The sequence below is a fragment of the Streptomyces glaucus genome (assembly GCF_039533365.1).
Taxonomy (GTDB): Bacteria; Actinomycetota; Actinomycetes; order Streptomycetales; family Streptomycetaceae; genus Streptomyces; species Streptomyces glaucus.
The window spans coordinates 19,654-40,409 of record NZ_BAAATK010000039.1 but is presented as its reverse complement, the minus strand read 5'-3'; the positions used below and the strand labels follow the sequence as shown (position 1 = coordinate 40,409).

Sequence of the window (20,756 nt, the reverse complement as noted above, 5' to 3'; positions counted from 1 at the left end):
ATGCTGGGCGCGCCACAGGATCCGCGACGGCGCGGATCCGCGTCTTCGCCAGGGGAGCGCACCCATGGGACGAGTGTCACGCCGGGCGTTCGCCGCCGCCACGTTCGCGGCGCTCACCCCGACGCCCCGGGCGTCCGCGGCGCCGCGCCGCCGTGCCGCGCCCGCCGAGATGCGGGGGGTGTGGGTGGCGACCGTGGCCAACCGCGACTGGCCGTCCCGGCCGGGGCTGACCGCCGCCGCGCAGCGCGCCGAGCTGACCGCCCACCTGGACCGGGCGGTGCGATGCCGGCTGAACACGGTGATCCTCCAGGTGCGGCCCACCGCCGACGCGCTGTGGCCCTCGCCGTACGAGCCGTGGGCGCACTGCCTCACCGGCACCCAGGGCAGGTCCCCCGGCTGGGACCCGCTCGGCACGGCCGTCCGGGAGGCGCACGCCCGCGGCCTGGAGCTGCACGCCTGGTTCAACCCGTACCGGATCGCGGGCCACGCGGACCCGGCCAGGCTGGTCGCCTCCCACCCGGCCCGGCGGCACCCGGACTGGGTGGTGGCGTACGGCGGGAAGCTGTACTACAACCCGGGGCTGCCCGAGGTCCGGGCCTTCGTGCGGGACGCGATGCTGGACGCGGTGGAGCGCTACCCCGTGGACGCCGTCCACTTCGACGACTACTTCTACCCGTACCCGGTGGCCGGCCGGACCTTCGACGACGACGCGGCGTACGCCCGCTACGGCGGCGGCTTCGCGAGCCGGGCCGACTGGCGGCGGGACAACATCGACCGGCTGGTGCGCGAGACGGCGGCCCGCGTCAGGGAGATCCGGCCCGGCACCCGGTTCGGGATCAGCCCCTTCGGGGTGTGGCGCAACGCCGCCACCGACCCGCGCGGCTCCGCCACCCGGGCGGGCGTGCAGACCTACGACGACCTGTACGCGGACACCCGCGCATGGGTCCGCGAGGGCCTGCTCGACTACATCGTGCCGCAGCTGTACTGGCACATCGGCCTGCCCGCCGCCGACTACGCCGAACTGCTGCGCTGGTGGGCAAAGGTCGCCCGGGGCAGCCGGACGAAGCTGTACGCGGGCGAGGCGCTGTACAAGGCGGGCGACCCGGCCCAGCCCGCCGCCTGGCAGGACCCCGCCGAACTGTCCCGGCACCTGGCCCTGGCCAAGGACCACGCGCAGGTGCGCGGGCACGTGTTCTTCGCCGCGAAGGACCTGGCGGCGGACCGGATCGGGGCGATGGCGCGGGTGGTCGCCGACCACTACCGGCAGCCGGCGAGGCCCCCGCGCTGATCTACTGCTGTGTCTCCCTGTGCCGGATCTCGGTGTCGGGGCCGGGGGAGCACACGCCCTCGTGCCCGTCCTCGAAGCGGACGCGGTACGGGGGGTTGCCCTTCGGGCCCAGTACCTCGACGATCTCGCCGACCTTGTCGTGTTGACCGACCACCCTGCCGTGCTGGACAAGCTGGTCGCCCACGGTTGCACGCATCTGAGGGGCCTCCTCCACCATCTGCGAAGAGCAGCGGTCCTGGCCTTGAGTCTACGGCGCGGGCACCGGCTCGGAACCGGCGCGGACGCGCCGCTCAGCCGCGCGCCCGCTGCGTGACGGCGATGCACACGAGCACCGCCGCGGCCGTCAGCGGGGCGGCCGGCGTCAGGTGCTCGCCCAGCAGCAGCACCGACCACACCAGTGTGAGCAGGGGCTGGGCCAGCTGCAACTGACTGGCCTTGGGGATCCCGATGGCCGCCATGCCCCGGTACCAGACGACCAGGCCGAGGAACTGCGAGCCCGCCGCCACCCACAGCAGCCCGGTCACGGCGTGCGCGGTCAGCCGTACGGGCTCGTGCGCCAGCGCGAGCGCGGCGGCGGGCGCGGTGAGCGGCAGGCACAGCACCAGCGCCCAGCCGATCACCTGCCAGCCCGGCATCACCCGGGCCAGCCGCCCGCCCTCGGTGTAGCCGGCCGCGCACACCAGCAGCGCCCCGAACAGGTACAGGTCGGCGGAGGTCAGCGCGCCGCCGCTCTGCTGCACGGTGAAGAAGCCCACCGCCGCGGCGCCCGCCAGCGCCGCCGCCCAGAAGGTGCGCGAGGGGCGGACGCCGACCCGCAGGGCGGAGCACAGGGCCGTCGTCAGCGGGAGCAGGCCGACCACGACGGCGGCGTGCGCGGTGGTCGAGGTCCGCAGCGCCAGCGTGGTCAGCAGGGGAAAGCCGAGGACCACGCCGCCGGCGACCACCGCGAGGCCCGGCCAGTGGCGGCGGGCGGGCAGCGGTACGCGCAGGGCCAGCAGGCAGCCGCCCGCGATCAGGGCGGCGAGCACGCTGCGCACGGCGACCAGCGACCAGGGCCCGAAGCCCTCCAGGCCCCAGGCGGTGGCGGGGAAGGTGAGGGAGAAGGCGGCGACGCCGAGGGCGGCCTGCCCGGTGCCGAGGGCGACGCGCTTCCGGTCGGCGGTGACCGCTATCGGGACGGTGGCAGTAGCGCTACTCTGTGCTCTCATGCATGAGCGTAGCAGTGTGGCCGAACTGGCAGAACGACTGCGGCGCGAGCTGGACCGCTACCCGCAGGGTGGAAAGCTCCCGTCGAGCCGGGTCCTGGTCGAACGGTTCCGGGTGAGCCCCGTCACCGTGTCGCGGGCCCTGGCGCAGCTGGCCGCCGAGGGACTGGTGGTCACCCGGCCCGGCGCCGGCGCGTTCCGGGCCCGGCCCCGGGCCGCGGCCCCCGCCGCCGGGGACACCTCCTGGCAGGAGGTCGCCCTCAGCGCCGACGGCGCCGCCGACCTCGTGCCGCGCTCGGTGGACGCCTCGGGCGTGCTGGTCTCGCTCGCCGCCCCGCCGCCCGGGGTGATCGAGTTCAACGGCGGCTACCTGCACCCGCCGCTGCAGCCGGAGCGGGCGCTGGCCGCCGCCCTGTCCCGCGCGGGCCGCCGCCCCGGCGCCTGGGGCCGCCCGCCCGTGGAGGGGCTGGCGGAGCTGCGGGAGTGGTTCGCGCGCAGCATCGGCGGTGCCGTCACGGCCGCCGAGGTGCTGATCACCGCGGGCGGCCAGGCCGGGCTGACCACCGCGCTGCGCGCCCTCGCCCCGCCCGGCGCGCCCGTCCTCGTCGAGTCGCCGACCTACCCCGGCATGCTGGCCATCGCCCGCGCCGCCGGACTGCGCCCGGTACCCGTCCCCGTGGACGCGGACGGGGTGCGGCCCGCCCTGCTCGCCGACGCGTTCCGGGCCACCGGCGCCCGCGTCCTGGTCTGCCAGCCCCTGTTCCAGAACCCGACCGGCGCCGTCCTGGCCGCCGGACGCCGGGGCGAGGTGCTGCGCCTCGCGCGGGAGGCCGGCGCGTTCGTCGTCGAGGACGACTTCGTGCGACGGCTGGTGCACGAGGACGCGGGGCCGCTGCCGCGCCCGCTCGCCGCCGACGACCCCGACGGCGTCGTCGTCCACGTCTGCTCCCTGACCAAGGCGACCTCGCCCAGCTTCCGGGTGAGCGCGCTGGCCGCCCGCGGGCCGGTGCTGGAGCGGCTGCGGGCGATCCAGGTCGTCGACACCTTCTTCGTGCCCCGGCCGCTGCAGGAGGCCGCGCTCGAACTGGTCGGCTCGCCCGCCTGGCCGCGGCACCTGCGGGCGATCGCGGCGGAGCTGAGGACGCGCCGCGACACCATGACGGCCGCGCTCCGCCGCGAGCTGCCGGACCTCGCCCTGCCGCACGTCCCGGCGGGCGGCTACCACCTGTGGCTGCGGCTGCCCGACGGCTGCGACGAGGCCGCGCTGACGGCGGCCGCCCTGCGCGCGGGCGTCGCGGTCACCCCGGGCCGCCCGTACTTCAGCGCCGAGCCGCCGGCCGCGCACCTGCGGCTCAGCTTCGCGGCGGTCGCGGGCGGCGGGGAGATCACCGAGGGGGTGCGGCGGCTGCGCGCGGCCTGCGAGGAGGTGCTGGGATAAGCGGCCTGCGAGGAGGTGCTGGGATAACCGGTCGACGCGGTCCGGCCGGGCCTGCGAGCATCCCGCCATGACGGACACGCCGAGCCTGCCCGAGGGCTACGAGATCTCCACCGACCCCGGCCGCCTCGATGCCGGGCGCCTGCACCACTGGCTGTCCACCGACGCGTACTGGGCGATCGGCCGCCCCCGCGACAAGCAGGACCGGGCGATCGAGGGATCGCTCAACTTCGGGGTGTACGCGGCGGTGTCGGGGGAGCAGGTGGCCTACGCCCGGGTCGTCACCGACCGGGCCACCTTCGCGTGGCTGTGCGACGTGTACGTCGTCCCCGCGGCGCGCGGCAAGGGCATCGGCACGGCCCTGGTCGGCGCGGTGTGCGCGCATCTGCGGCCGTACGGGCTGCGGCGCGTCCTGCTCGCCACGCACGACGCGCACGGGGTGTACGAGAGGCTCGGCTTCCGGGCGCTGGACCGGCCCGGGCAGTGGATGGCGCTGTCCCTGACCCCGTGAGGCGCGGAGGTCCTCGTCCCCCGGGCCGCCTCCTCGGCCCGTGTGTTCCGGCGGGGCGTCCGTTCAGTCCCCGCGGGTGTAGTCGGTGGTGAGCACCAGGTCCTTGGCCGGGCCGCGCACCCGCCACACGGTCCGCCAGCGGTCCGCGTCCCGGACGGTGAACTCGCCCCGGTAGAGGTCGGCGGCGCACGGGTGGTCGGCGACGTACCGCCCGGACGTCAGGTCCAGGCCGTGGAACGGCCGCCCGTCCGCGAACCGCACGTCCGCCGTGCCCGGCGCCGCCCCCGGCAGGAAGCGGAGCGTCCGCTCGGCGGGGCGGGCGACGCCCCGCCAGACGAAGGTGCCGGACTCCCGGTGCAGCAGACCGCCCCGCTCCAGCGGGTCGAACACGGTGGTGCCGGAGAACTCGCCGGTCTCGCCGCTCGCGAGGTCGCGCACCGACCGCGCCACCCGCCAGCTCCCCTCCAGATACGTCAGCACCTCTGGTACTGGCCAGAACTCGCCCATCGCGTACCGCTCTTCCCGCTCGGCCGTTGCTGCGCGACCCATTGACGCGCACCTGCCCCCTCCCTATCTTGCCGTTCGAAGTGCTGACCATTGGTCGATATATCGAACAACTCCGGCAAGGACGTACACGCAGACGCACCAGCGCACCGCTCCACCCCCTCCCAGAGAGCCGCGGAGTATCCATGTCACGCACCACCCGCACGCGCCTCGGACTCGGTGTCACCGCCACCGCGCTCCTGACGGCCACCGCCCTCGTCCCGGCCCCCGCGCACGCCGAGGCGGTCACCGACTACACGATCACCCTGGACCCGTCCGCCCGGGGCGCGGCCGTCGACGACACGATGTACGGCGTGTTCTTCGAGGACATCAACCGGGCCGCCGACGGCGGCCTGTACGCCGAACTCGTGCAGAACCGGTCCTTCGAGTACTCCACCGCCGACAACGGCTCCTACACCCCGCTGACCTCCTGGACGGCCGAGGGCGCGGCCGAGGTCGTGAACGACGCCGGGCGGCTGAACGAGCGCAACCGCCACTACCTGTCCCTGGGCGCCGGCGCGTCCGTGACGAACGCCGGCTACAACACCGGCATCCGCGTCGAACAGGGCAAGAGGTACGACTTCTCGGTGTGGGCCCGCGCCGAGGCCGGCACCACCCTCACCGTCACGCTGAAGGACGCCGCGGGCCCCCTGGCGACCGCCCGCCAGGTCGCCGCGAAGGGCGGCTGGCGCAAGTACACCGCCGCCTTCACCGCGACCCGCACCAGCAGCCGCGGCCGCCTCGCCGTCGCCTCGACGGACGCGGCGGCCCTCGACATGGTGTCGCTGTTCCCGCGCGACACGTACAGGAACCAGCCCAACGGCCTGCGCAAGGACCTCGCCGAGAAGATCGCCGCCCTGCGCCCGGGCTTCGTGCGCTTCCCCGGCGGCTGCCTGGTCAACACCGGCTCCATGGAGGACTACAGCGAGGCCTCCGGCTGGCAGCGCCAACGCGCCTACCAGTGGAAGGACACCGTCGGCCCGGTCGAGGAGCGCGCCACCAACGCCAACTTCTGGGGCTACAACCAGAGTTACGGACTCGGCTACTACGAGTACTTCCGCTTCGCCGAGGACATCGGCGCCATGCCGCTGCCCGTCGTCCCGGCCCTGGTGACCGGCTGCGGCCAGAACAGGGCCACCGACGACGAGGCGCTGCTGGAGCGGCACGTCCAGGACACCCTGGACCTCATCGAGTTCGCCAACGGCCCGGCGACCTCCACCTGGGGCAAGGTGCGCGCCCGGATGGGCCACCCCAGGCCCTTCGGGCTCACCCACATCGCGGTCGGCAACGAGGAGAACCTCCCGGAGGAGTTCTTCGCCCGCTTCCAGCGGTTCCGGGCGGCGATCGAGGCGAAGCACCCGCAGATCACCGTCGTCTCCAACTCCGGCCCGGACGACTCGGGCACGACCTTCGACACGGCCTGGCGGCTCAACCGCGAGGGCGGGGTCGACATGGTCGACGAGCACTACTACAACAGCCCCCAGTGGTTCCTGCAGAACAACGACCGCTACGACTCCTACGACCGGCAGGGTCCCAAGGTCTTCCTCGGCGAGTACGCCTCCCAGGGCAACGCCTGGAAGAACGCCCTCGCCGAGGCCGCGTACATGACCGGCCTGGAGCGCAACGCGGACGTCGTCAAGCTCGCCTCCTACGCGCCGCTGCTCGCCAACGAGGACTACGTGCAGTGGAGCCCGGACATGATCTGGTTCAACAACCACGCCTCCTGGGGCTCGGCCAACTACGAGGTCCAGAAGCTGTTCATGAACAACACCGGCGACCGCGTGATCCCCTCCACCGCGACCGGCACCCCGGGCGTCAGCGGCCCGATCACCGGCGCCGTCGGCCTGTCGACCTGGGCGACCAGCGCGGCCTACGACGACGTGCGGGTCACCGCGGCGGACGGTTCGACGCTGCTGGGCGACGACTTCTCCGGGGACGCCTCGCAGTGGACCCACCGGGGCGCCGGCACCTGGAGCGTCCAGGACGGCGCCTACGTCCAGAGCGACGCCGCCGCCGAGAACACCCTGGTCACGGCCGGCGACCCGGCCTGGCACGACTACGACCTGCGGGTGAGGGCCACCAAGCGGTCCGGCAAGGAGGGCTTCCTCGTCGCCTTCGGCGTCAAGGACACCGGCAACTACTACTGGTGGAACCTGGGCGGCTGGAACAACACCCGGTCCGCCGTCGAGCAGGCCGTGGACGGCGGCAAGTCGACGCTGGTCTCCAGGGCCGGGTCGATCGAGACGGGCCGCGCCTACGACATCCACGTCAAGGTGCGGGGCCGCCAGGTCACCCTCTACCTCGACGGCCAGGAGTGGGGCGGCTTCACCGACGACAAGCCGGCCGAGCCCTTCCGCCAGGTCGTCACCGAGGACGCGCGGACCGGTGAGCTGATCGTCAAGGTGGTCAACGCCCAGGACGCGGCGGCCCGCACGGCGATCGACCTCGGCGGCGCGAAGGTCGCGTCCAGGGCCCGCGTGACCACGCTGGCCGCCGACGCGGACGCGGTGAACACCGAGACCGACGCCCCGGTCACGCCGGTGACGTCGGCCTTCTCCGGGGTCGCCGAGAGGTTCACGTACACCTTCCCGGCGAACTCCGTCACCTTCCTGCGGATCAGGCAGAGGTAACCGCCGGATCCGCCGGGCGGGGACGGCCCGCGCCTCCGTGCCGGCGCCGGGCCTCTCCCGCACGGCGTTGCATAAACGTGCAATCGAACGTATAGTCATGCCGTCTAGGAGGAGGTTCCATGGCGGTACGTGCGGCAGTGGCCGGAGCGAGCGGATACGCGGGCGGGGAACTGCTGCGTCTGCTCCTGGCCCATCCCGAGGTCGAGATCGGCGCCCTGACCGGCAACTCCAACGCCGGCCAGCGGCTCGGCGCGCTGCAGCCGCACCTGCTGCCGCTGGCCGACCGCGTGCTCGGCCCGACCACCCCCGAGGCCCTCGCCGGGCACGACGTCGTCTTCCTGGCGCTGCCGCACGGCCGGTCCGCCGCCGTCGCCGAGCAGCTCGGCCCGGACGTGCTCGTGATCGACATGGGCGCCGACTTCCGGCTGCGGGACGCCGCCGACTGGGAGCGGTTCTACGGCTCCCCGCACGCCGGCACCTGGCCCTACGGCCTCCCCGAACTGCCGGGCGGCCGCGCCGCGCTGGAGGGGTCCAAGCGCGTCGCGGTGCCCGGTTGCTACCCGACCGCCGTCTCGCTGGCGCTCTTCCCGGCGTACGCGGCGGGGCTCGCCGAGCCCGAGGCCGTGATCGTCGCCGCCTCCGGCACGTCCGGCGCGGGCAGGACGCCCAAGCCGCACCTGCTGGGCAGCGAGGTCATGGGCTCCATGTCGCCGTACGGCGTCGGCGGCGTCCACCGGCACACGCCCGAGATGATCCAGAACCTCAGCGCGGCGGCGGGGGAGCGCGTCTCGGTCTCCTTCACCCCCACCCTCGCGCCCATGTCCCGGGGGATCCTCGCCACGTGCAGCGCGAAGGCGCGCGGCGGGGTCACCGCGGCCTCGCTCCGCGAGACGTACGAGAAGGCGTTCGCCGACGAGCCGTTCGTCCACCTCCTGCCCGAGGGGCAGTGGCCCGCCACCGCCTCCGTCCACGGTTCCAACGCCGTTCAGGTGCAGGTCGCCCACGACGAGGCGGCGGGCCGCATCATCGCGATCAGCGCCATCGACAACCTGGCCAAGGGCACCGCGGGCGGTGCCGTCCAGAGCATGAACATCGCCCTCGGACTTCCCGAGGAGCTCGGTCTTCCCACGATCGGAGTCGCACCGTGAGCGTCACGGCAGCAAAGGGGTTCACGGCGGCGGGCATCGCCGCCGGAATCAAGGAGAACGGCAGCCCGGACCTGGCCCTGGTGGTCAACAACGGGCCCCGCCGCGCCGCCGCCGGCGTCTTCACCGCCAACCGCGTCAAGGCCGCGCCGGTGCTCTGGTCCGAGCAGGTGATCAAGAGCGGGCAGGTCTCCGCCGTGGTCCTCAACTCCGGCGGCGCCAACGCCTGCACCGGACCCAAGGGCTTCCAGGACGCCCACGCCACCGCCGAGAAGGCCGCCGAGGTCCTCGGGCGGGGCGCCATCGAGGTCGCCGTCTGCTCCACCGGCCTCATCGGCGTCCCGCTGCCGATGGACAAGCTGCTGCCCGGCGTCGAGACGGCCGCCGCCCAGCTGTCCGAGCACGGCGGCGAGAAGGCCGCCATCGCCATCAAGACCACCGACACCGTGCACAAGACGTCCGTCGTGACACGGGACGGCTGGACGGTGGGCGGCATGGCCAAGGGCGCGGGCATGCTCGCCCCCGGCCTCGCCACCATGCTGGTCGTCCTCACCACCGACGCCGACCTCGACGGCGCGACCCTCGACCGGGCCCTGCGCGCCGCCACCCGGGTCACCTTCGACCGCATCGACTCCGACGGCTGCATGTCCACCAACGACACCGTCCTGCTGCTCGCCTCCGGGGCGTCCGGGACCACGCCCGGCTACGAGGAGTTCGCCGAGGCCGTCCGGGCCGTCTGCGACGACCTGGGCCGGCAGCTCGTCCGGGACGCCGAGGGCGCCAGCAAGGACATCAAGGTCGAGGTGGTGGGCGCCGCGACCGAGGACGACGCCGTCGAGGTGGGCCGCTCCATCGCCCGCAACAACCTCCTCAAGTGCGCCATCCACGGCGAGGACCCCAACTGGGGCCGGGTGCTCTCCGCGATCGGCACCACGTCCGCCGCCTTCGAGCCCGACCGGCTGAACGTCGCCATCAACGGCGTCTGGGTGTGCAAGAACGGCTCCGTCGGCGAGGACCGCGAGAAGGTCGACATGCGCTACCGCGAGGTGCACATCGTCGCCGACCTCGCCGCCGGTTCCGAGACCGCCACCATCTGGACCAACGACCTCACCGCCGACTACGTCCACGAGAACAGCGCCTACAGCTCATGAGCACGACGAGGAAGCACACCGCGCTCCCCAAGGCCCAGATCCTCATCGAGGCGCTGCCCTGGCTGACCCGCCACCACGGCAGGACCGTCGTCATCAAGTTCGGCGGCAACGCCATGGTGGACGAGGAGCTGAAGGCCGCCTTCGCCCAGGACGTCGTCTTCCTGCGGCACGCCGGCCTCAGGCCCGTCGTCGTGCACGGCGGCGGCCCGCAGATCAGCGCCGCCCTCGACCGGCACGGCATCGTCAGCGAGTTCAGGGCCGGCCTGCGCGTCACCACCGAGGACGCCATGGACGTCGTACGGATGGTGCTGGCCGGGCAGGTGCAGCGGGAGCTGGTCGGGCTGCTCAACCAGCACGGCCCGCTCGCCGTCGGCCTCACCGGCGAGGACGCGCACACCATCACCGCCACCAGGCACCGGCCCGAGATCGACGGCGAACTCGTCGACATCGGGCGGGTGGGCGAGATCACCGAGATCGACACGGGCGCCATCGAGGCCCTGCTCGCCGACGGCCGGATCCCGGTCGTCTCGTCGATCGCCCGTTCCCAGGACGACGGACATGTCTACAACGTCAATGCTGATACGGCGGCTGCGGCACTCGCTGCGGCACTGGGCGCCGAAACCCTCATGGTCCTCACGGACGTCGAGGGACTCTACGAGGACTGGCCCCACTCCGACGAGGTGATCAGCCGCCTCACCGCATCCCAGCTGGAGAAACTGCTGCCGGAGCTGTCCTCGGGCATGGTGCCCAAGATGGAGGGCTGCCTGCACGCCGTGCGCAACGGCGTGCGCACCGCGCGCGTCATCGACGGCCGGGTCCAGCACTCGATCCTGCTGGAGATCTTCACCGACGAGGGCATCGGCACGATGGTCGTGCCGGACGAACAGGGGGAGCCGTGAGCAACGCCGCCAGCGACACCGTCGCCGACGCCACCGGCAACGAGGAACTGACCGCCCGGTGGCAGGGCGCACTCATGAACAACTACGGCACCCCGCGGCTGCCCCTGGTCCGCGGTGAGGGCGCCCGGCTCTGGGACGCCGACGGCAGGGAGTACCTGGACCTCGTCGGCGGCATCGCGGTCAACGCCCTCGGCCACGCCCACCCGGCGGTCGTGGCCGCCGTGAGCGAGCAGATCGCCTCCCTCGGCCACGTCTCCAACCTGTTCGTCGCCGAGCCGCCCGTCGCGCTCGCCGAGCGGCTGCTGCAGCTCTTCGGGCGGGACGGCAGGGTCTACTTCTGCAACTCCGGCGCCGAGGCGAACGAGGGCGCGTTCAAGATCGGCCGGCTGACCGGGCGGACGCACATGGTCGCCACCGAGGGCGGCTTCCACGGCCGCACCATGGGCGCCCTGGCGCTGACCGGGCAGCCCGGCAAGCGGGAGCCCTTCCTGCCGCTGCCCGGCGACGTCACGCACGTGCCGTACGGGGACGCGCAGGCGCTGGCCGCCGCGGTCACCGAGGAGACGGCCCTGGTCGTCATCGAGCCGATCCAGGGCGAGAACGGCGTCGTGATGCCCCCGGCCGGTTATCTGAAGGCGGCCCGCGCGATCACCGCCGCGACCGGGGCGCTGCTGGTCCTCGACGAGGTGCAGACCGGGATCGGCCGCACCGGGCACTGGTTCGCGTACCAGGCCCACGAGGGCGTCCTGCCGGACGTCGTCACCCTCGCCAAGGGGCTCGGCGGCGGGCTCCCGCTGGGCGCGACGGTGGCGTTCGGACGGGCGGCCGACCTGTTCCGGCCGGGCCAGCACGGCACCACCTTCGGCGGCAACCCCGTCGCCTGCGCCGCCGGACTCGCCGTCCTCGACACCGTCGCGAGCGAGGGGCTGCTGGACAACGTCAAGCGGCAGGGCGAGAAGCTGCGCGGGGGGATCGAGTCCCTGGGCCACGGACTGGTCGACCACGTCCGGGGCGCGGGCCTGCTGCTGGGTATCGTGCTCACCGAGCCGCTCGCGCCCGAGGTGCAGCAGGCGGCCCAGGACGCCGGCTTCCTCGTGAACGCGCCCGCCCCCGACGTCGTACGGCTGATGCCGCCGCTGATCCTCGGCGACGACGCGGTGGACGCCTTCCTCGGGGCCCTGCCCGGCATCCTTGACAAGGCCATCGAGGCCGACGGGGACGGACGATCCGGAGAATGAGACGACGATGAGCCAGGCGCAGGACCAGGAACAGCCCGCCGGGCCTGCCGTGCCGCAGACCCGCACCGCACGCCACCGCCGGATCGTGGACATCCTCAACCGGCAGCCGGTGCGCTCGCAGAGCCAGCTGGCGAAGCTGCTCGCCGACGACGGGCTGAGCGTCACGCAGGCGACGCTCTCCCGGGACCTGGACGAGCTGAACGCGGTGAAGATCCGCAACACCGACGGCGACCTGATCTACGCGGTGCCGAGCGAGGGGGGCTTCCGCACCCCCCGCGCGCCGCTGGGGGAGTCGGCGAAGGAGGAGCGGATGCGGCGGCTGTCGCAGGAGCTGCTGATCTCGGCGGAGGCCTCCGCCAACCTGGTCGTGCTGCGGACGCCGCCCGGGGCCGCGCAGTTCCTCGCCTCGGCCATCGACCAGGCGGAGCTGCACGACATCCTGGGGACCATCGCCGGTGACGACACGCTGCTGCTGATCAGCCGGAACCCCGACGGCGGGCAGGCGCTCGCCGATCACCTGCTGCGGCTGGCGCAGAACGGGCACTGAGGCGCGCCGGACGCCGGGCCGCCACGGGCACCCGGCAGGGCCGCTCGTCCCGGCCGGACGGCCGGGCCCCGCGTGCCGGAGCGGGCCGGCGCCGGACCGGCCCCGGTCCATCCGCCGCCCCCGCGGTCCCAGCAGGTCACCGTCCCCGAGGCGGAGCCGGTCCGCGGGGCGAGCGCGGTGACCGGCCGGGTGCCGGCGGCGTCGGCCGTCCGGGCCGGCAGCGGCGGCGGACACGAGTGGGGGCGGGGCAGCGACGGCACCGGGGCATGGCTCAGACCGGGGCCGGGGGCAGCGGCAGCGGCAGCCCGGGCAGTCCGTCCAGGCTGGTCGCGACGTGCTCCTTCTTGGTGAAGTAGGCGCTCAGCGAGGCGTCGTCCTCACGCGCGAAGCGCTTGCCGTGCAGGTTCCGGTCGGCCTCGTAGGCCATCAGGGGCACGGCGTAGCCGCAGGTGCCGCGGACGAGCTCGGCCGTCACGACGATGACGGCGCGCAGGCCGTGGACCGTCGGGTCGATGTCCGGGAAACGGGCGAGGAGGCCCTTGAAGCGGGGGTCGTCGCGGAAGACCGGTTCGCCGCGGCCGTGCACGCGGACGATGTTCGGCGGTCCCTGGAAGGCGCACCACATCAGGGTGATCCGGCCGTTCTCCCGCAGGTGGGCGATGGTCTCGGCGTTGGAGCCGGCGAAGTCGAGGTAGGCCACGGTGTGCTCGTCGAGCACCGCGAAGGAGCCCTTGAGCCCTTTGGGGGAGAGGTTGACCGTGCCGTCGGCGGACAGGGGGGCGGTGGCGGTGAAGAAGAGCGGCTGGGACTCGATGAAAGCGCGGAGCCTGCCGTCGATGCGCTCGTATGTCTTTCCCATATTTGACGAGTATGTGCGCAAATCTTTCGACCGTCTAAGGAATCGCCCGGTCCGGTTCGGTTCCGGCCGGCCGTGCGCAACGCGCCGCCGGCCGTGGCCGCCCCGGCCGGCGCTCGTGCGGGGCGGCCACGGGTGCCTGCCACGTCATCGGGTGAGCGTGACAGGCGGCTGGAGGGGGCGGCTCCGGAAAGGCCCTGGCCGGACGGCGGCCGTGCGCGGGCCGGGGCGGAGCCTGTGCGGCGGAACGACGCCCGTGTCCGCAGAGAGGTACGCGAAAGCGGTCCCGCGTGTTCAAACACCGTAAGAAATCGGCCGCTATCCGACCGAAACCGATCCCCTTGGGGGGCGGATTGACGAATCATGCGGACTCCTGCATACTCATGCATGTCAGCGAATGCACTGTGAGGAGAAACCCGTGACCGAGCGCGTCGTACTCGCCTACTCAGGCGGTCTGGACACCTCCGTCGCCATCGGCTGGATCGCCGAGGAGACGGGCGCCGAGGTCATCGCCGTTGCGGTCGACGTCGGCCAGGGCGGCGAGGACCTGGACGTCATCCGCAAGCGCGCGCTCGCCTGCGGTGCCGTCGAGGCCGAGGTCGCGGACGCCAAGGACGAGTTCGCCGAGGAGTACTGCCTCCCGGCGATCAAGGCCAACGCCCTCTACATGGACCGCTACCCGCTGGTCTCCGCGCTGTCCCGGCCGGCGATCGTCAAGCACCTCGTCGCCGCCGCCGAGAAGCACGGCGCCACCACCGTCGCCCACGGCTGCACCGGCAAGGGCAACGACCAGGTCCGCTTCGAGGCCGGCATCGTCGCCCTCGCCCCCGACCTCAAGTGCATCGCCCCGGTCCGCGACTACGCCATGACCCGCGACAAGGCCATCGCCTTCTGCGAGGAGAAGGGCCTGCCGATCGCGACCACCAAGAAGTCGCCCTACTCGATCGACCAGAACGTCTTCGGCCGCGCCATCGAGACCGGCTTCCTGGAGGACATCTGGAACGCCCCGATCGAGGACATCTACGAGTACACCCAGAACCCGGCCGTCGCCCGCGAGGCCGACGAGGTGGTCATCTCCTTCGAGCAGGGCGTCCCGGTCGCGATCGACGGCAAGCCGGTCACCGTCCTGCAGGCCGTTCAGCAGCTCAACGAGCGCGCGGGCGCCCAGGGCGTGGGCCGGATCGACATGGTCGAGGACCGCCTCGTCGGCATCAAGTCCCGCGAGGTGTACGAGGCGCCGGGCGCCATCGCCCTGATCACCGCCCACCAGGAGCTGGAGAACGTCACCGTCGAGCGCGAACTCGCCCGCTACAAGCGCCAGGTCGAGCAGCGCTGGAGCGAACTCGTCTACGACGGCCTGTGGTTCTCCCCGCTCAAGCGCGCCCTGGACGGCTTCGTCGAGGAGGCCAACCGGCACGTCACCGGCGACATCCGGATGACCCTGCACGGCGGCCGCGCGGTCGTCACCGGCCGCCGCTCCGAGCAGTCGCTGTACGACTTCAACCTCGCCACCTACGACACCGGCGACACCTTCGACCAGTCCGCCGCCAAGGGCTTCATCGACATCTACAGCCTGTCGGCGAAGATCGCGGCCAAGCGCGACCTCGCGTGACACCGCACGGCACCTCACCCGCATCGGCCTGACACCCGCCTCCTCACTTGCGCCTGAGTGGGGAGGCGGCGGCACATCCGTATCTTCCTAGGAGCGACCCACGTGAGCAGCAACAGCGGTGACGTACGGCTCTGGGGCGGCCGTTTCGCCGACGGTCCCGCCGAGGCCCTGGCGAAACTGTCCGCGTCCGTCCACTTCGACTGGCGGCTCGCGCCGTACGACATCGCCGGTTCGCGCGCGCACGCGCGCGTGCTGCACAAGGCCGGGCTGCTCACCGACGACGAGCTCCGGCGCATGCTGGCCGGGCTCGACCAGCTGGAGGCCGACGTGGCCGACGGCTCCTTCGTGGGCACCGTCGCCGACGAGGACGTGCACACCGCCCTGGAGCGCGGCCTGCTGGAGCGCCTCGGACCCGACCTCGGCGGCAAGCTGCGCGCCGGCCGCTCCCGCAACGACCAGGTGGCGACGCTCTTCCGGATGTACCTGCGGGACCACGCCCGGATCATCGGCGGTCTGATCGCCGACCTCCAGGACGCCCTGATCGGCCTCGCCGAGGCCCACCCGGACGTGGCCATGCCCGGCCGCACCCACCTCCAGCACGCCCAGCCGGTGCTCTTCGCCCACCACGTCCTCGCCCACGTCCAGGCGCTGTCCCGGGACGCGGAGCGGCTGCGGCAGTGGGACGAGCGGACGGCGGTCTCGCCGTACGGATCGGGCGCCCTGGCCGGCTCGTCGCTGGGCCTGGACCCCGAGGCGGTCGCGAAGGACCTCGGCTTCGAGCACGGCAGCGCGGCCAACTCCATCGACGGCACGGCCTCCCGCGACTTCGTCGCCGAGTTCGCCTTCATCACGGCGATGATCGGGGTCGACCTCTCGCGGATCGCCGAGGAGGTCATCATCTGGAACACGAAGGAGTTCTCCTTCGTGACCCTGCACGACGCGTTCTCGACGGGCTCGTCGATCATGCCGCAGAAGAAGAACCCGGACATCGCCGAGCTGGCGCGCGGCAAGTCGGGCCGCCTGATCGGCAACCTCACCGGCCTGATGGCCACCCTCAAGGCCCTCCCGCTCGCGTACAACCGCGACCTGCAGGAGGACAAGGAGCCGGTCTTCGACTCCATCGACCAGCTGGAGGTCCTGCTGCCGGCCTTCACCGGCATGATGGCCACGCTCACCGTGCACCGGGAGCGCATGGAGGAGCTGGCTCCCGCCGGGTTCTCCCTCGCCACGGACATCGCCGAGTGGCTGGTCAGGCAGGGTGTGCCGTTCCGGGTCGCGCACGAGGTGGCCGGCGAGTGCGTGAAGGCCGCCGAGGCCGAGGGCAAGGAGCTGGACGAGCTCACCGACGAGCAGTTCGCGAAGATCTCCGCCCACCTCACCCCCGAGGTGCGCGCGGTGCTCGACGTCCCGGGCGCCCTGGCCTCCCGCAACGGCCGCGGCGGCACGGCTCCCAGCGCGGTCGCCGTCCAGCTGGCCGAGGTGAAGGCGGACGTGGCGGCCCAGCACGCGTGGGCGGACGCCAGGAGGTGACACCCCCGCGGGGGCGAGGGGCAGCGCGGTCTACGGTGGTCGCACACACGGAGCCGGCCGGACGGAGCCCGCGACGCCCTTCGCCCGTCCCGCGCTCCCGGCTCCACCCGAGCAGGAGAGACCCCCATGGCCCCAGCAACGATCCCGACGTTCCGCATCGGCCTGGGCCTCGCCGCCGTCGGCCGCCCCGGCTACATCAACCTCGGCCGCGAGCGGGACCTCCCGGCCGAGCGCACCGTCGACGCGATGCGCGCCCGCACCCACGAACTCCTCGACGCCGCCTACGCCCAGGGCGTCCGCTACGTCGACGCGGCCCGCTCCTACGGGCGCTCGGAGGAGTTCCTCGCCGACTGGCTGAAGGCCCGGCCCGACGCCGGCGACGTGGTCGTCGGCAGCAAGTGGGGCTACACCTACACCGCGGACTGGTCCACCGAGGCCGAGCACCACGAGGTCAAGGACCACGGCCTCGCCACGTACGAGCGGCAGCGCGCCGAGACCGACGCCCTGCTCGGCGACCGGCTCGACCTCTACCAGATCCACTCGGTGACCCCGGACAGCCCGGCCCTCACCGACGAGCGCCTCCACGAACGGCTGGCCGAGGCGGCGGCGGCCGGAGTGACCATCGGCTTCTCCACCAGCGGCCCCGCCCAGGCCGACGCCGTCCGCGCCGCCCTCGCCGTGACCGTCGACGGCGAGCCCCTCTTCCGCACGGTCCAGTCCACCTTCAACCTGCTGGAGACCTCCGCCGCCCCCGCCCTCGCCGAGGCGCACGACGCCGGGCTCACGGTGATCGTCAAGGAGGGCATGGCCAACGGGCGCCTCGCCGGCCCCCACGCGCCGGACGCCCTCCGGGCGGTGGCCGCGCGGGCCTCCCTCGGCTGCGACGCGGTCGCCCTCGCCTTCGTGCTGCGCCGGCCGTGGGCCGGAGTGGTCCTCTCCGGGGCGGCGACCACCGGGCAGCTCGCGTCCAACCTGCGCGCCGCCGCCGCGGACCTCGACGAGGACCAGCTGGCCCGCCTCGACGCCCTCGCGGAGGACCCGCGCGCCTACTGGGCCCGGCGCGGACAGCTGCCCTGGCACTGACGACGACCTCGCGAACCCCCGGGCAGTGAGTCACACGCATTGCGAATGAGACATGAATGTCTCAAATGGCTTATGGTCGTCTCATGGCTGTCGATCGTGACCACGTGCTGCGCACCGCGGCGTCCCTGCTGACCCGCAAATCCACCGCGACCATGGACGAGGTCGCCAAGGCCGCCGGGATCAGCCGGGCCACGCTGCACCGGCACTTCGCCGGGCGCGACGCGCTCGTACGGGCCCTGGAGTCCCTCGGCATCGCCGAGTGCGAGGCGGCCCTCGACGCGGCCCGCCCGGAGGAGGGGGACGCCACCGGTGCCGTACGGCGCCTGGTGCGCGCCGTCGAACCGGCCGCCGGACTGCTCGCCTTCCTCTACACCGAGAACCAGCTGTTCGAGGGCGAGGACCGCAACGCGGGCTGGGCCCGCATCGACGACCGCGTCGAGGCGCTGTTCCGGCGCGGTCAGCAGGCCGGCGAGTTCCGCATCGACCTGTCCCCGGCCTGGCTCACCGAGGCCCTGTACGGGCTGCTGGCCTCCGCGGCCTGGGCCGTGTCGGAGGGACGCGTCGCGCCCAGGGACTTCACCCACATGATCGTCGAGCTGCTGCTCGGCGGCGCGCTGCGGCGAGCGGAATCATGACCGGCACCCTGCGGCCGGCGCATCCGGCGCATCCGGCTGAGACGAAGCGGCCGGGCCGGTGGCTCGCGCTGGCCGTCCTCGTGCTCGCCGTGCTGCTGGTCGCCGTCGACGCGACCGTCCTCGGCCTCGCGACCCCGTACATCAGCGAGGACCTGGCACCGACCGGCACGCAGCTGCTGTGGATCGGCGACGTCTACTCGTTCGTGATCGCGGGCCTGCTCATCTCGATGGGCAGCCTCGGCGACCGCGTCGGCCGCAAGCGGATCCTGCTCGCCGGCGCCACCGCCTTCGGCGCGGTGTCCGTCCTCAACGCCTATGCCGCGACACCCGAGCTGATGATCGCGGCGCGGGCGCTGCTCGGCGTCGCGGGCGCCACGCTGATGCCGGCCACGCTCGCGCTGATCCGCAACCTCTTCCACGATCCGCGCGAGCGCAGTCTCGCCGTCGGCGTCTGGGGCGCCGCCGCCTCCGCCGGCACGGCCGTCGGCCCGGTCGCCGGCGGTCTGCTGCTGGAGCACTTCTGGTGGGGCTCGGTCTTCCTGATCAACCTGCCCGTGATGGCCCTCCTGGTCCTCGTCGGCAGCAGGCTGCTGCCCGAGTCGCGCAACCCGGACCCCGGCCCGTGGGACCTGCTCAGCGTGGTGCTGTCCCTGGCCGGCACGGTCGGCGTCGTGTACGCGGTGAAGGAGACGGCCGCCCACGGGTTCGCCCGGGAGGCGCTCGGGACGGGCCTGCTGGGCGCCGCCGCCCTCCTCGGCTTCGTCCGGCGCCAGCTCGCCCTGCCCGTCCCGCTGCTGGACCTGCGGCTGTTCGCGCGCCGCGGCTTCAGCGGGGCCGTACTGGCCGACCTGCTGACCGTCCTCGGCCTGTCCGGGCTGGTGTTCTTCCTCTCCCAGTACCTGCAACTGGTGCAGGGCAGGCGGCCGTTCGAGGCGGGGCTGGCCGAACTGCCCGCCGCCGTCGGCGCGGTGGCGGCCGGACTGGTCGCCGGGCGCGCGGCGCGCCGCTTCTCGGTGCGGGCCGTGGTCTGCGGCGGGCTCGCGGCCGTCGGCCTCGCGCTCGCCGCGCTCACCGTCGTCGACCGCTCCACCGGCTATCCGCTGCTGGGCACGGCCCTGCTGGTCGTCGGCGTCGGCGCCGGGTTCTCGTTCACCGTGACCGCCGACGTGATCCTCACCAGCGTGCCCGGGGAGCGGGCGGGCGCCGCCTCCGCGGTGTCCGAGACGGCGTACGAACTCGGCGCGGCCCTCGGCATCGCGCTGCTCGGCTCCCTCGTGACCGGCGTCTACCGGGACTTCACCGGACCGGCGGGCACCCCCGCCGAGGCGCGCGAGTCGCTGGGCGGCGCCGTCGAGGCGGCCGCGGGCCTGCCCGCGCACACCTCCGCCGCACTGCTGGACGCGGCCCGGCAGTCCTTCGTCGACGGGCTGGCGCTCGCGGCGGGCGTCGGCGCGGCGGTCCTGCTGGCCGCGGCCGTGGCGGCCTGGTTCCTGCTGCGCGGGCAGCGCCTGGAGGACGGGGCCGAGCGCCCCCGGGACGTGGCGCGGGAGTGACGCCGCCGGCCCGGGACGGCGGGAGGGCCCCGGCGCGGGACACGCGAACGGCGGGCCGCCCGAGGAGCGGCCCGCCGTGGGAGAACCAGGACTTACGCGGCCTTCTTCGCCTTCGTGGCGTACATGTCCACGTACTCCTGTCCGGACAGCCGCATGACCTCCGCCATCACGGAGTCGGTCACCGCCCGCAGCACGTAGCGGTCGCGGTCCATGCCCTCGTAGCGCGAGAACTCCATCGCCTCGCCGAAGCGGACCGTGACCCGGCCGGGCCGCGGGATGCCCCGCCCGCCCGGCTGGAGCTTGTCGGTGCCGATCATCGCGAACGGCACCACGGGCGCGCCGGTCATCAGCGTGAGCCGGGCGATGCCGGTGCGGCCCCGGTAGAGGCGGCCGTCGGGGGAGCGGGTGCCCTCCGGGTAGATGCCGAACATCTTCCCCTCCTCCAGCACCCGGCGTCCGGTCATCAGCGCCGCCACCCCGCCGCTCGCGCCGTCCCGGTCCACGGGGATCATGCCGACGCCGGTGAAGAACCAGGCCATCAGCCGGCCCTTGAGGCCCGTGCCGGTGACGTACTCGTCCTTGCCGATGAAGAACACCTGCCGCTTGGTGACCAGCGGAAGCACGATCGAGTCGATGAACGTCAGATGGTTGCCGGCCAGGATCACCGGGCCGTCGCCCGGGATGTGCTCCGCGCCCTCCACCCGTGGGCGGAACATCAGGCGCATGATCGGACCGAGCACTGCCTTGATGAGCGCGAAGCGGGACAACGTGCCCTCCGTGTCAGAGAGTGCCGAGGATTTCGGTACGAGCGGTGCGGGACGGACCCGGGAAGGATCAGTCTGCGCAGGTGAGGACATTACTCGCGGCCACGGGGCCGGCGCACGTCGGACGCGAG

Annotated in this window: 19 protein-coding genes; 14 read left to right on the top strand and 5 right to left on the bottom strand. The window is 73.4% G+C overall.

Annotated features, from left to right (window positions below):
* Positions 1-64 precede the first annotated feature (64 nt).
* Complete coding sequence (locus tag ABD363_RS24465) at positions 65-1,288, top strand: glycoside hydrolase family 10-like protein (protein WP_344607149.1); 1,224 nt, start codon at positions 65-67, stop codon at positions 1,286-1,288.
* A gap of 1 nt (position 1,289) precedes the next feature.
* Here ABD363_RS24465 and ABD363_RS24460 read toward each other — a convergent pair whose 3' ends face one another.
* Both ABD363_RS24460 and ABD363_RS24455 read right to left on the bottom strand, forming a co-directional pair.
* Complete coding sequence (locus ABD363_RS24460; RefSeq protein ID WP_344607147.1) at positions 1,290-1,484, bottom strand: DUF1918 domain-containing protein; 195 nt, start codon at positions 1,482-1,484, stop codon at positions 1,290-1,292.
* 94 nt (positions 1,485-1,578) lie between these two features.
* Positions 1,579-2,496, bottom strand: coding sequence for a DMT family transporter (locus ABD363_RS24455; protein ID WP_344607145.1), 918 nt, complete (start codon positions 2,494-2,496; stop codon positions 1,579-1,581).
* Between ABD363_RS24455 and ABD363_RS24450 the strand changes: the two genes are divergently transcribed.
* Both ABD363_RS24450 and ABD363_RS24445 read left to right on the top strand, forming a co-directional pair.
* Positions 2,495-3,931, top strand: coding sequence for an aminotransferase-like domain-containing protein (locus ABD363_RS24450; protein WP_344607143.1), 1,437 nt, complete (start codon positions 2,495-2,497; stop codon positions 3,929-3,931). The genes ABD363_RS24455 and ABD363_RS24450 overlap by 2 nt on opposite strands.
* A 67-nt stretch (positions 3,932-3,998) precedes the next feature.
* A complete protein-coding gene (locus tag ABD363_RS24445) occupies positions 3,999-4,439 on the top strand; it encodes a GNAT family N-acetyltransferase (RefSeq protein WP_344607141.1) in 441 nt (146 codons plus the stop codon).
* Between the two features lie 63 nt (positions 4,440-4,502).
* On the opposite strand, the gene ABD363_RS24440 is transcribed toward ABD363_RS24445, so the two are convergent.
* Positions 4,503-4,946 carry a DUF6314 family protein gene (locus tag ABD363_RS24440; protein ID WP_344607188.1) on the bottom strand — a complete coding sequence of 148 codons (444 nt, stop codon included), beginning with the start codon at positions 4,944-4,946 and terminating at the stop codon, positions 4,503-4,505.
* 182 nt (positions 4,947-5,128) lie between these two features.
* Between ABD363_RS24440 and ABD363_RS24435 the strand changes: the two genes are divergently transcribed.
* From ABD363_RS24435 to ABD363_RS24410, 6 genes are all read left to right on the top strand, one after another.
* Complete coding sequence (locus tag ABD363_RS24435; RefSeq protein WP_344607139.1) at positions 5,129-7,612, top strand: alpha-L-arabinofuranosidase C-terminal domain-containing protein; 2,484 nt, start codon at positions 5,129-5,131, stop codon at positions 7,610-7,612.
* A 119-nt stretch (positions 7,613-7,731) separates the two neighbouring features.
* Positions 7,732-8,760 carry an N-acetyl-gamma-glutamyl-phosphate reductase gene (gene argC / locus ABD363_RS24430; protein WP_344607137.1) on the top strand — a complete coding sequence of 343 codons (1,029 nt, stop codon included), beginning with the start codon at positions 7,732-7,734 and terminating at the stop codon, positions 8,758-8,760.
* Complete coding sequence (argJ, locus tag ABD363_RS24425) at positions 8,757-9,908, top strand: bifunctional glutamate N-acetyltransferase/amino-acid acetyltransferase ArgJ (protein WP_344607135.1); 1,152 nt, start codon at positions 8,757-8,759, stop codon at positions 9,906-9,908. Before argC ends, argJ begins: the two co-directional genes overlap by 4 nt.
* Positions 9,905-10,807, top strand: a complete 903-nt coding sequence (argB, locus tag ABD363_RS24420) for an acetylglutamate kinase (protein ID WP_344607133.1) — start codon at positions 9,905-9,907, stop codon at positions 10,805-10,807. Before argJ ends, argB begins: the two co-directional genes overlap by 4 nt.
* Complete coding sequence (locus ABD363_RS24415; protein WP_344607131.1) at positions 10,804-12,045, top strand: acetylornithine transaminase; 1,242 nt, start codon at positions 10,804-10,806, stop codon at positions 12,043-12,045. The genes argB and ABD363_RS24415 overlap by 4 nt, the downstream gene beginning before the upstream one ends.
* A gap of 7 nt (positions 12,046-12,052) precedes the next feature.
* Positions 12,053-12,592, top strand: a complete 540-nt coding sequence (locus ABD363_RS24410; RefSeq protein ID WP_344607129.1) for an arginine repressor — start codon at positions 12,053-12,055, stop codon at positions 12,590-12,592.
* A 271-nt stretch (positions 12,593-12,863) separates the two neighbouring features.
* Here ABD363_RS24410 and ABD363_RS24400 read toward each other — a convergent pair whose 3' ends face one another.
* Positions 12,864-13,451 (bottom strand): pyridoxamine 5'-phosphate oxidase family protein, encoded by a 588-nt coding sequence (locus tag ABD363_RS24400; RefSeq protein WP_344607127.1) that lies wholly within the window; start codon positions 13,449-13,451, stop codon positions 12,864-12,866.
* Between the two features lie 415 nt (positions 13,452-13,866).
* On the opposite strand from ABD363_RS24400, the gene ABD363_RS24395 reads away from it, so the two are divergent.
* From ABD363_RS24395 to ABD363_RS24375, 5 genes are all read left to right on the top strand, one after another.
* Positions 13,867-15,060: an argininosuccinate synthase gene (locus ABD363_RS24395; RefSeq protein ID WP_344607125.1), complete on the top strand. Its 1,194-nt coding sequence runs from the start codon at positions 13,867-13,869 to the stop codon at positions 15,058-15,060.
* 102 nt (positions 15,061-15,162) lie between these two features.
* Positions 15,163-16,590: an argininosuccinate lyase gene (gene argH / locus ABD363_RS24390; RefSeq protein WP_344607123.1), complete on the top strand. Its 1,428-nt coding sequence runs from the start codon at positions 15,163-15,165 to the stop codon at positions 16,588-16,590.
* Positions 16,591-16,716: 126 nt separating this feature from the next.
* Positions 16,717-17,673: an aldo/keto reductase gene (locus tag ABD363_RS24385; protein WP_344607121.1), complete on the top strand. Its 957-nt coding sequence runs from the start codon at positions 16,717-16,719 to the stop codon at positions 17,671-17,673.
* A gap of 83 nt (positions 17,674-17,756) precedes the next feature.
* Positions 17,757-18,308, top strand: coding sequence for a TetR/AcrR family transcriptional regulator (locus tag ABD363_RS24380; protein WP_344607119.1), 552 nt, complete (start codon positions 17,757-17,759; stop codon positions 18,306-18,308).
* The gene (locus tag ABD363_RS24375; RefSeq protein WP_344607117.1) at positions 18,305-19,861 is read left to right on the top strand and encodes an MFS transporter; all 1,557 of its coding nucleotides are present in this window, start codon (positions 18,305-18,307) and stop codon (positions 19,859-19,861) included. The genes ABD363_RS24380 and ABD363_RS24375 overlap by 4 nt, the downstream gene beginning before the upstream one ends.
* Before the next feature lie 92 nt (positions 19,862-19,953).
* Here ABD363_RS24375 and ABD363_RS24370 read toward each other — a convergent pair whose 3' ends face one another.
* Positions 19,954-20,628 (bottom strand): lysophospholipid acyltransferase family protein, encoded by a 675-nt coding sequence (locus ABD363_RS24370; RefSeq protein ID WP_344607115.1) that lies wholly within the window; start codon positions 20,626-20,628, stop codon positions 19,954-19,956.
* Positions 20,629-20,756: the final 128 nt, after the last annotated feature.

Excerpts from the sequence above, each read along its gene's own strand:
- ABD363_RS24465 (WP_344607149.1), top strand. The coding sequence starts at position 65 with ATGGGACGAGTGTCACGCCGGGCGTTCGCCGCCGCCACGTTCGCGGCG.
- ABD363_RS24455 (WP_344607145.1), bottom strand. The coding sequence starts at position 2,496 with ATGAGAGCACAGAGTAGCGCTACTGCCACCGTCCCGATAGCGGTCACC.
- ABD363_RS24410 (WP_344607129.1), top strand. The coding sequence starts at position 12,053 with ATGAGCCAGGCGCAGGACCAGGAACAGCCCGCCGGGCCTGCCGTGCCG.
- ABD363_RS24435 (WP_344607139.1), top strand. The coding sequence starts at position 5,129 with ATGTCACGCACCACCCGCACGCGCCTCGGACTCGGTGTCACCGCCACC.
- ABD363_RS24445 (WP_344607141.1), top strand. The coding sequence starts at position 3,999 with ATGACGGACACGCCGAGCCTGCCCGAGGGCTACGAGATCTCCACCGAC.
- argC (WP_344607137.1), top strand. The coding sequence starts at position 7,732 with ATGGCGGTACGTGCGGCAGTGGCCGGAGCGAGCGGATACGCGGGCGGG.
- ABD363_RS24460 (WP_344607147.1), bottom strand. The coding sequence starts at position 1,484 with ATGCGTGCAACCGTGGGCGACCAGCTTGTCCAGCACGGCAGGGTGGTC.
- ABD363_RS24375 (WP_344607117.1), top strand. The coding sequence starts at position 18,305 with ATGACCGGCACCCTGCGGCCGGCGCATCCGGCGCATCCGGCTGAGACG.
- ABD363_RS24385 (WP_344607121.1), top strand. The coding sequence starts at position 16,717 with ATGGCCCCAGCAACGATCCCGACGTTCCGCATCGGCCTGGGCCTCGCC.
- ABD363_RS24450 (WP_344607143.1), top strand. The coding sequence starts at position 2,495 with ATGCATGAGCGTAGCAGTGTGGCCGAACTGGCAGAACGACTGCGGCGC.
- ABD363_RS24400 (WP_344607127.1), bottom strand. The coding sequence starts at position 13,451 with ATGGGAAAGACATACGAGCGCATCGACGGCAGGCTCCGCGCTTTCATC.
- ABD363_RS24380 (WP_344607119.1), top strand. The coding sequence starts at position 17,757 with ATGGCTGTCGATCGTGACCACGTGCTGCGCACCGCGGCGTCCCTGCTG.
- ABD363_RS24440 (WP_344607188.1), bottom strand. The coding sequence starts at position 4,946 with ATGGGCGAGTTCTGGCCAGTACCAGAGGTGCTGACGTATCTGGAGGGG.
- argB (WP_344607133.1), top strand. The coding sequence starts at position 9,905 with ATGAGCACGACGAGGAAGCACACCGCGCTCCCCAAGGCCCAGATCCTC.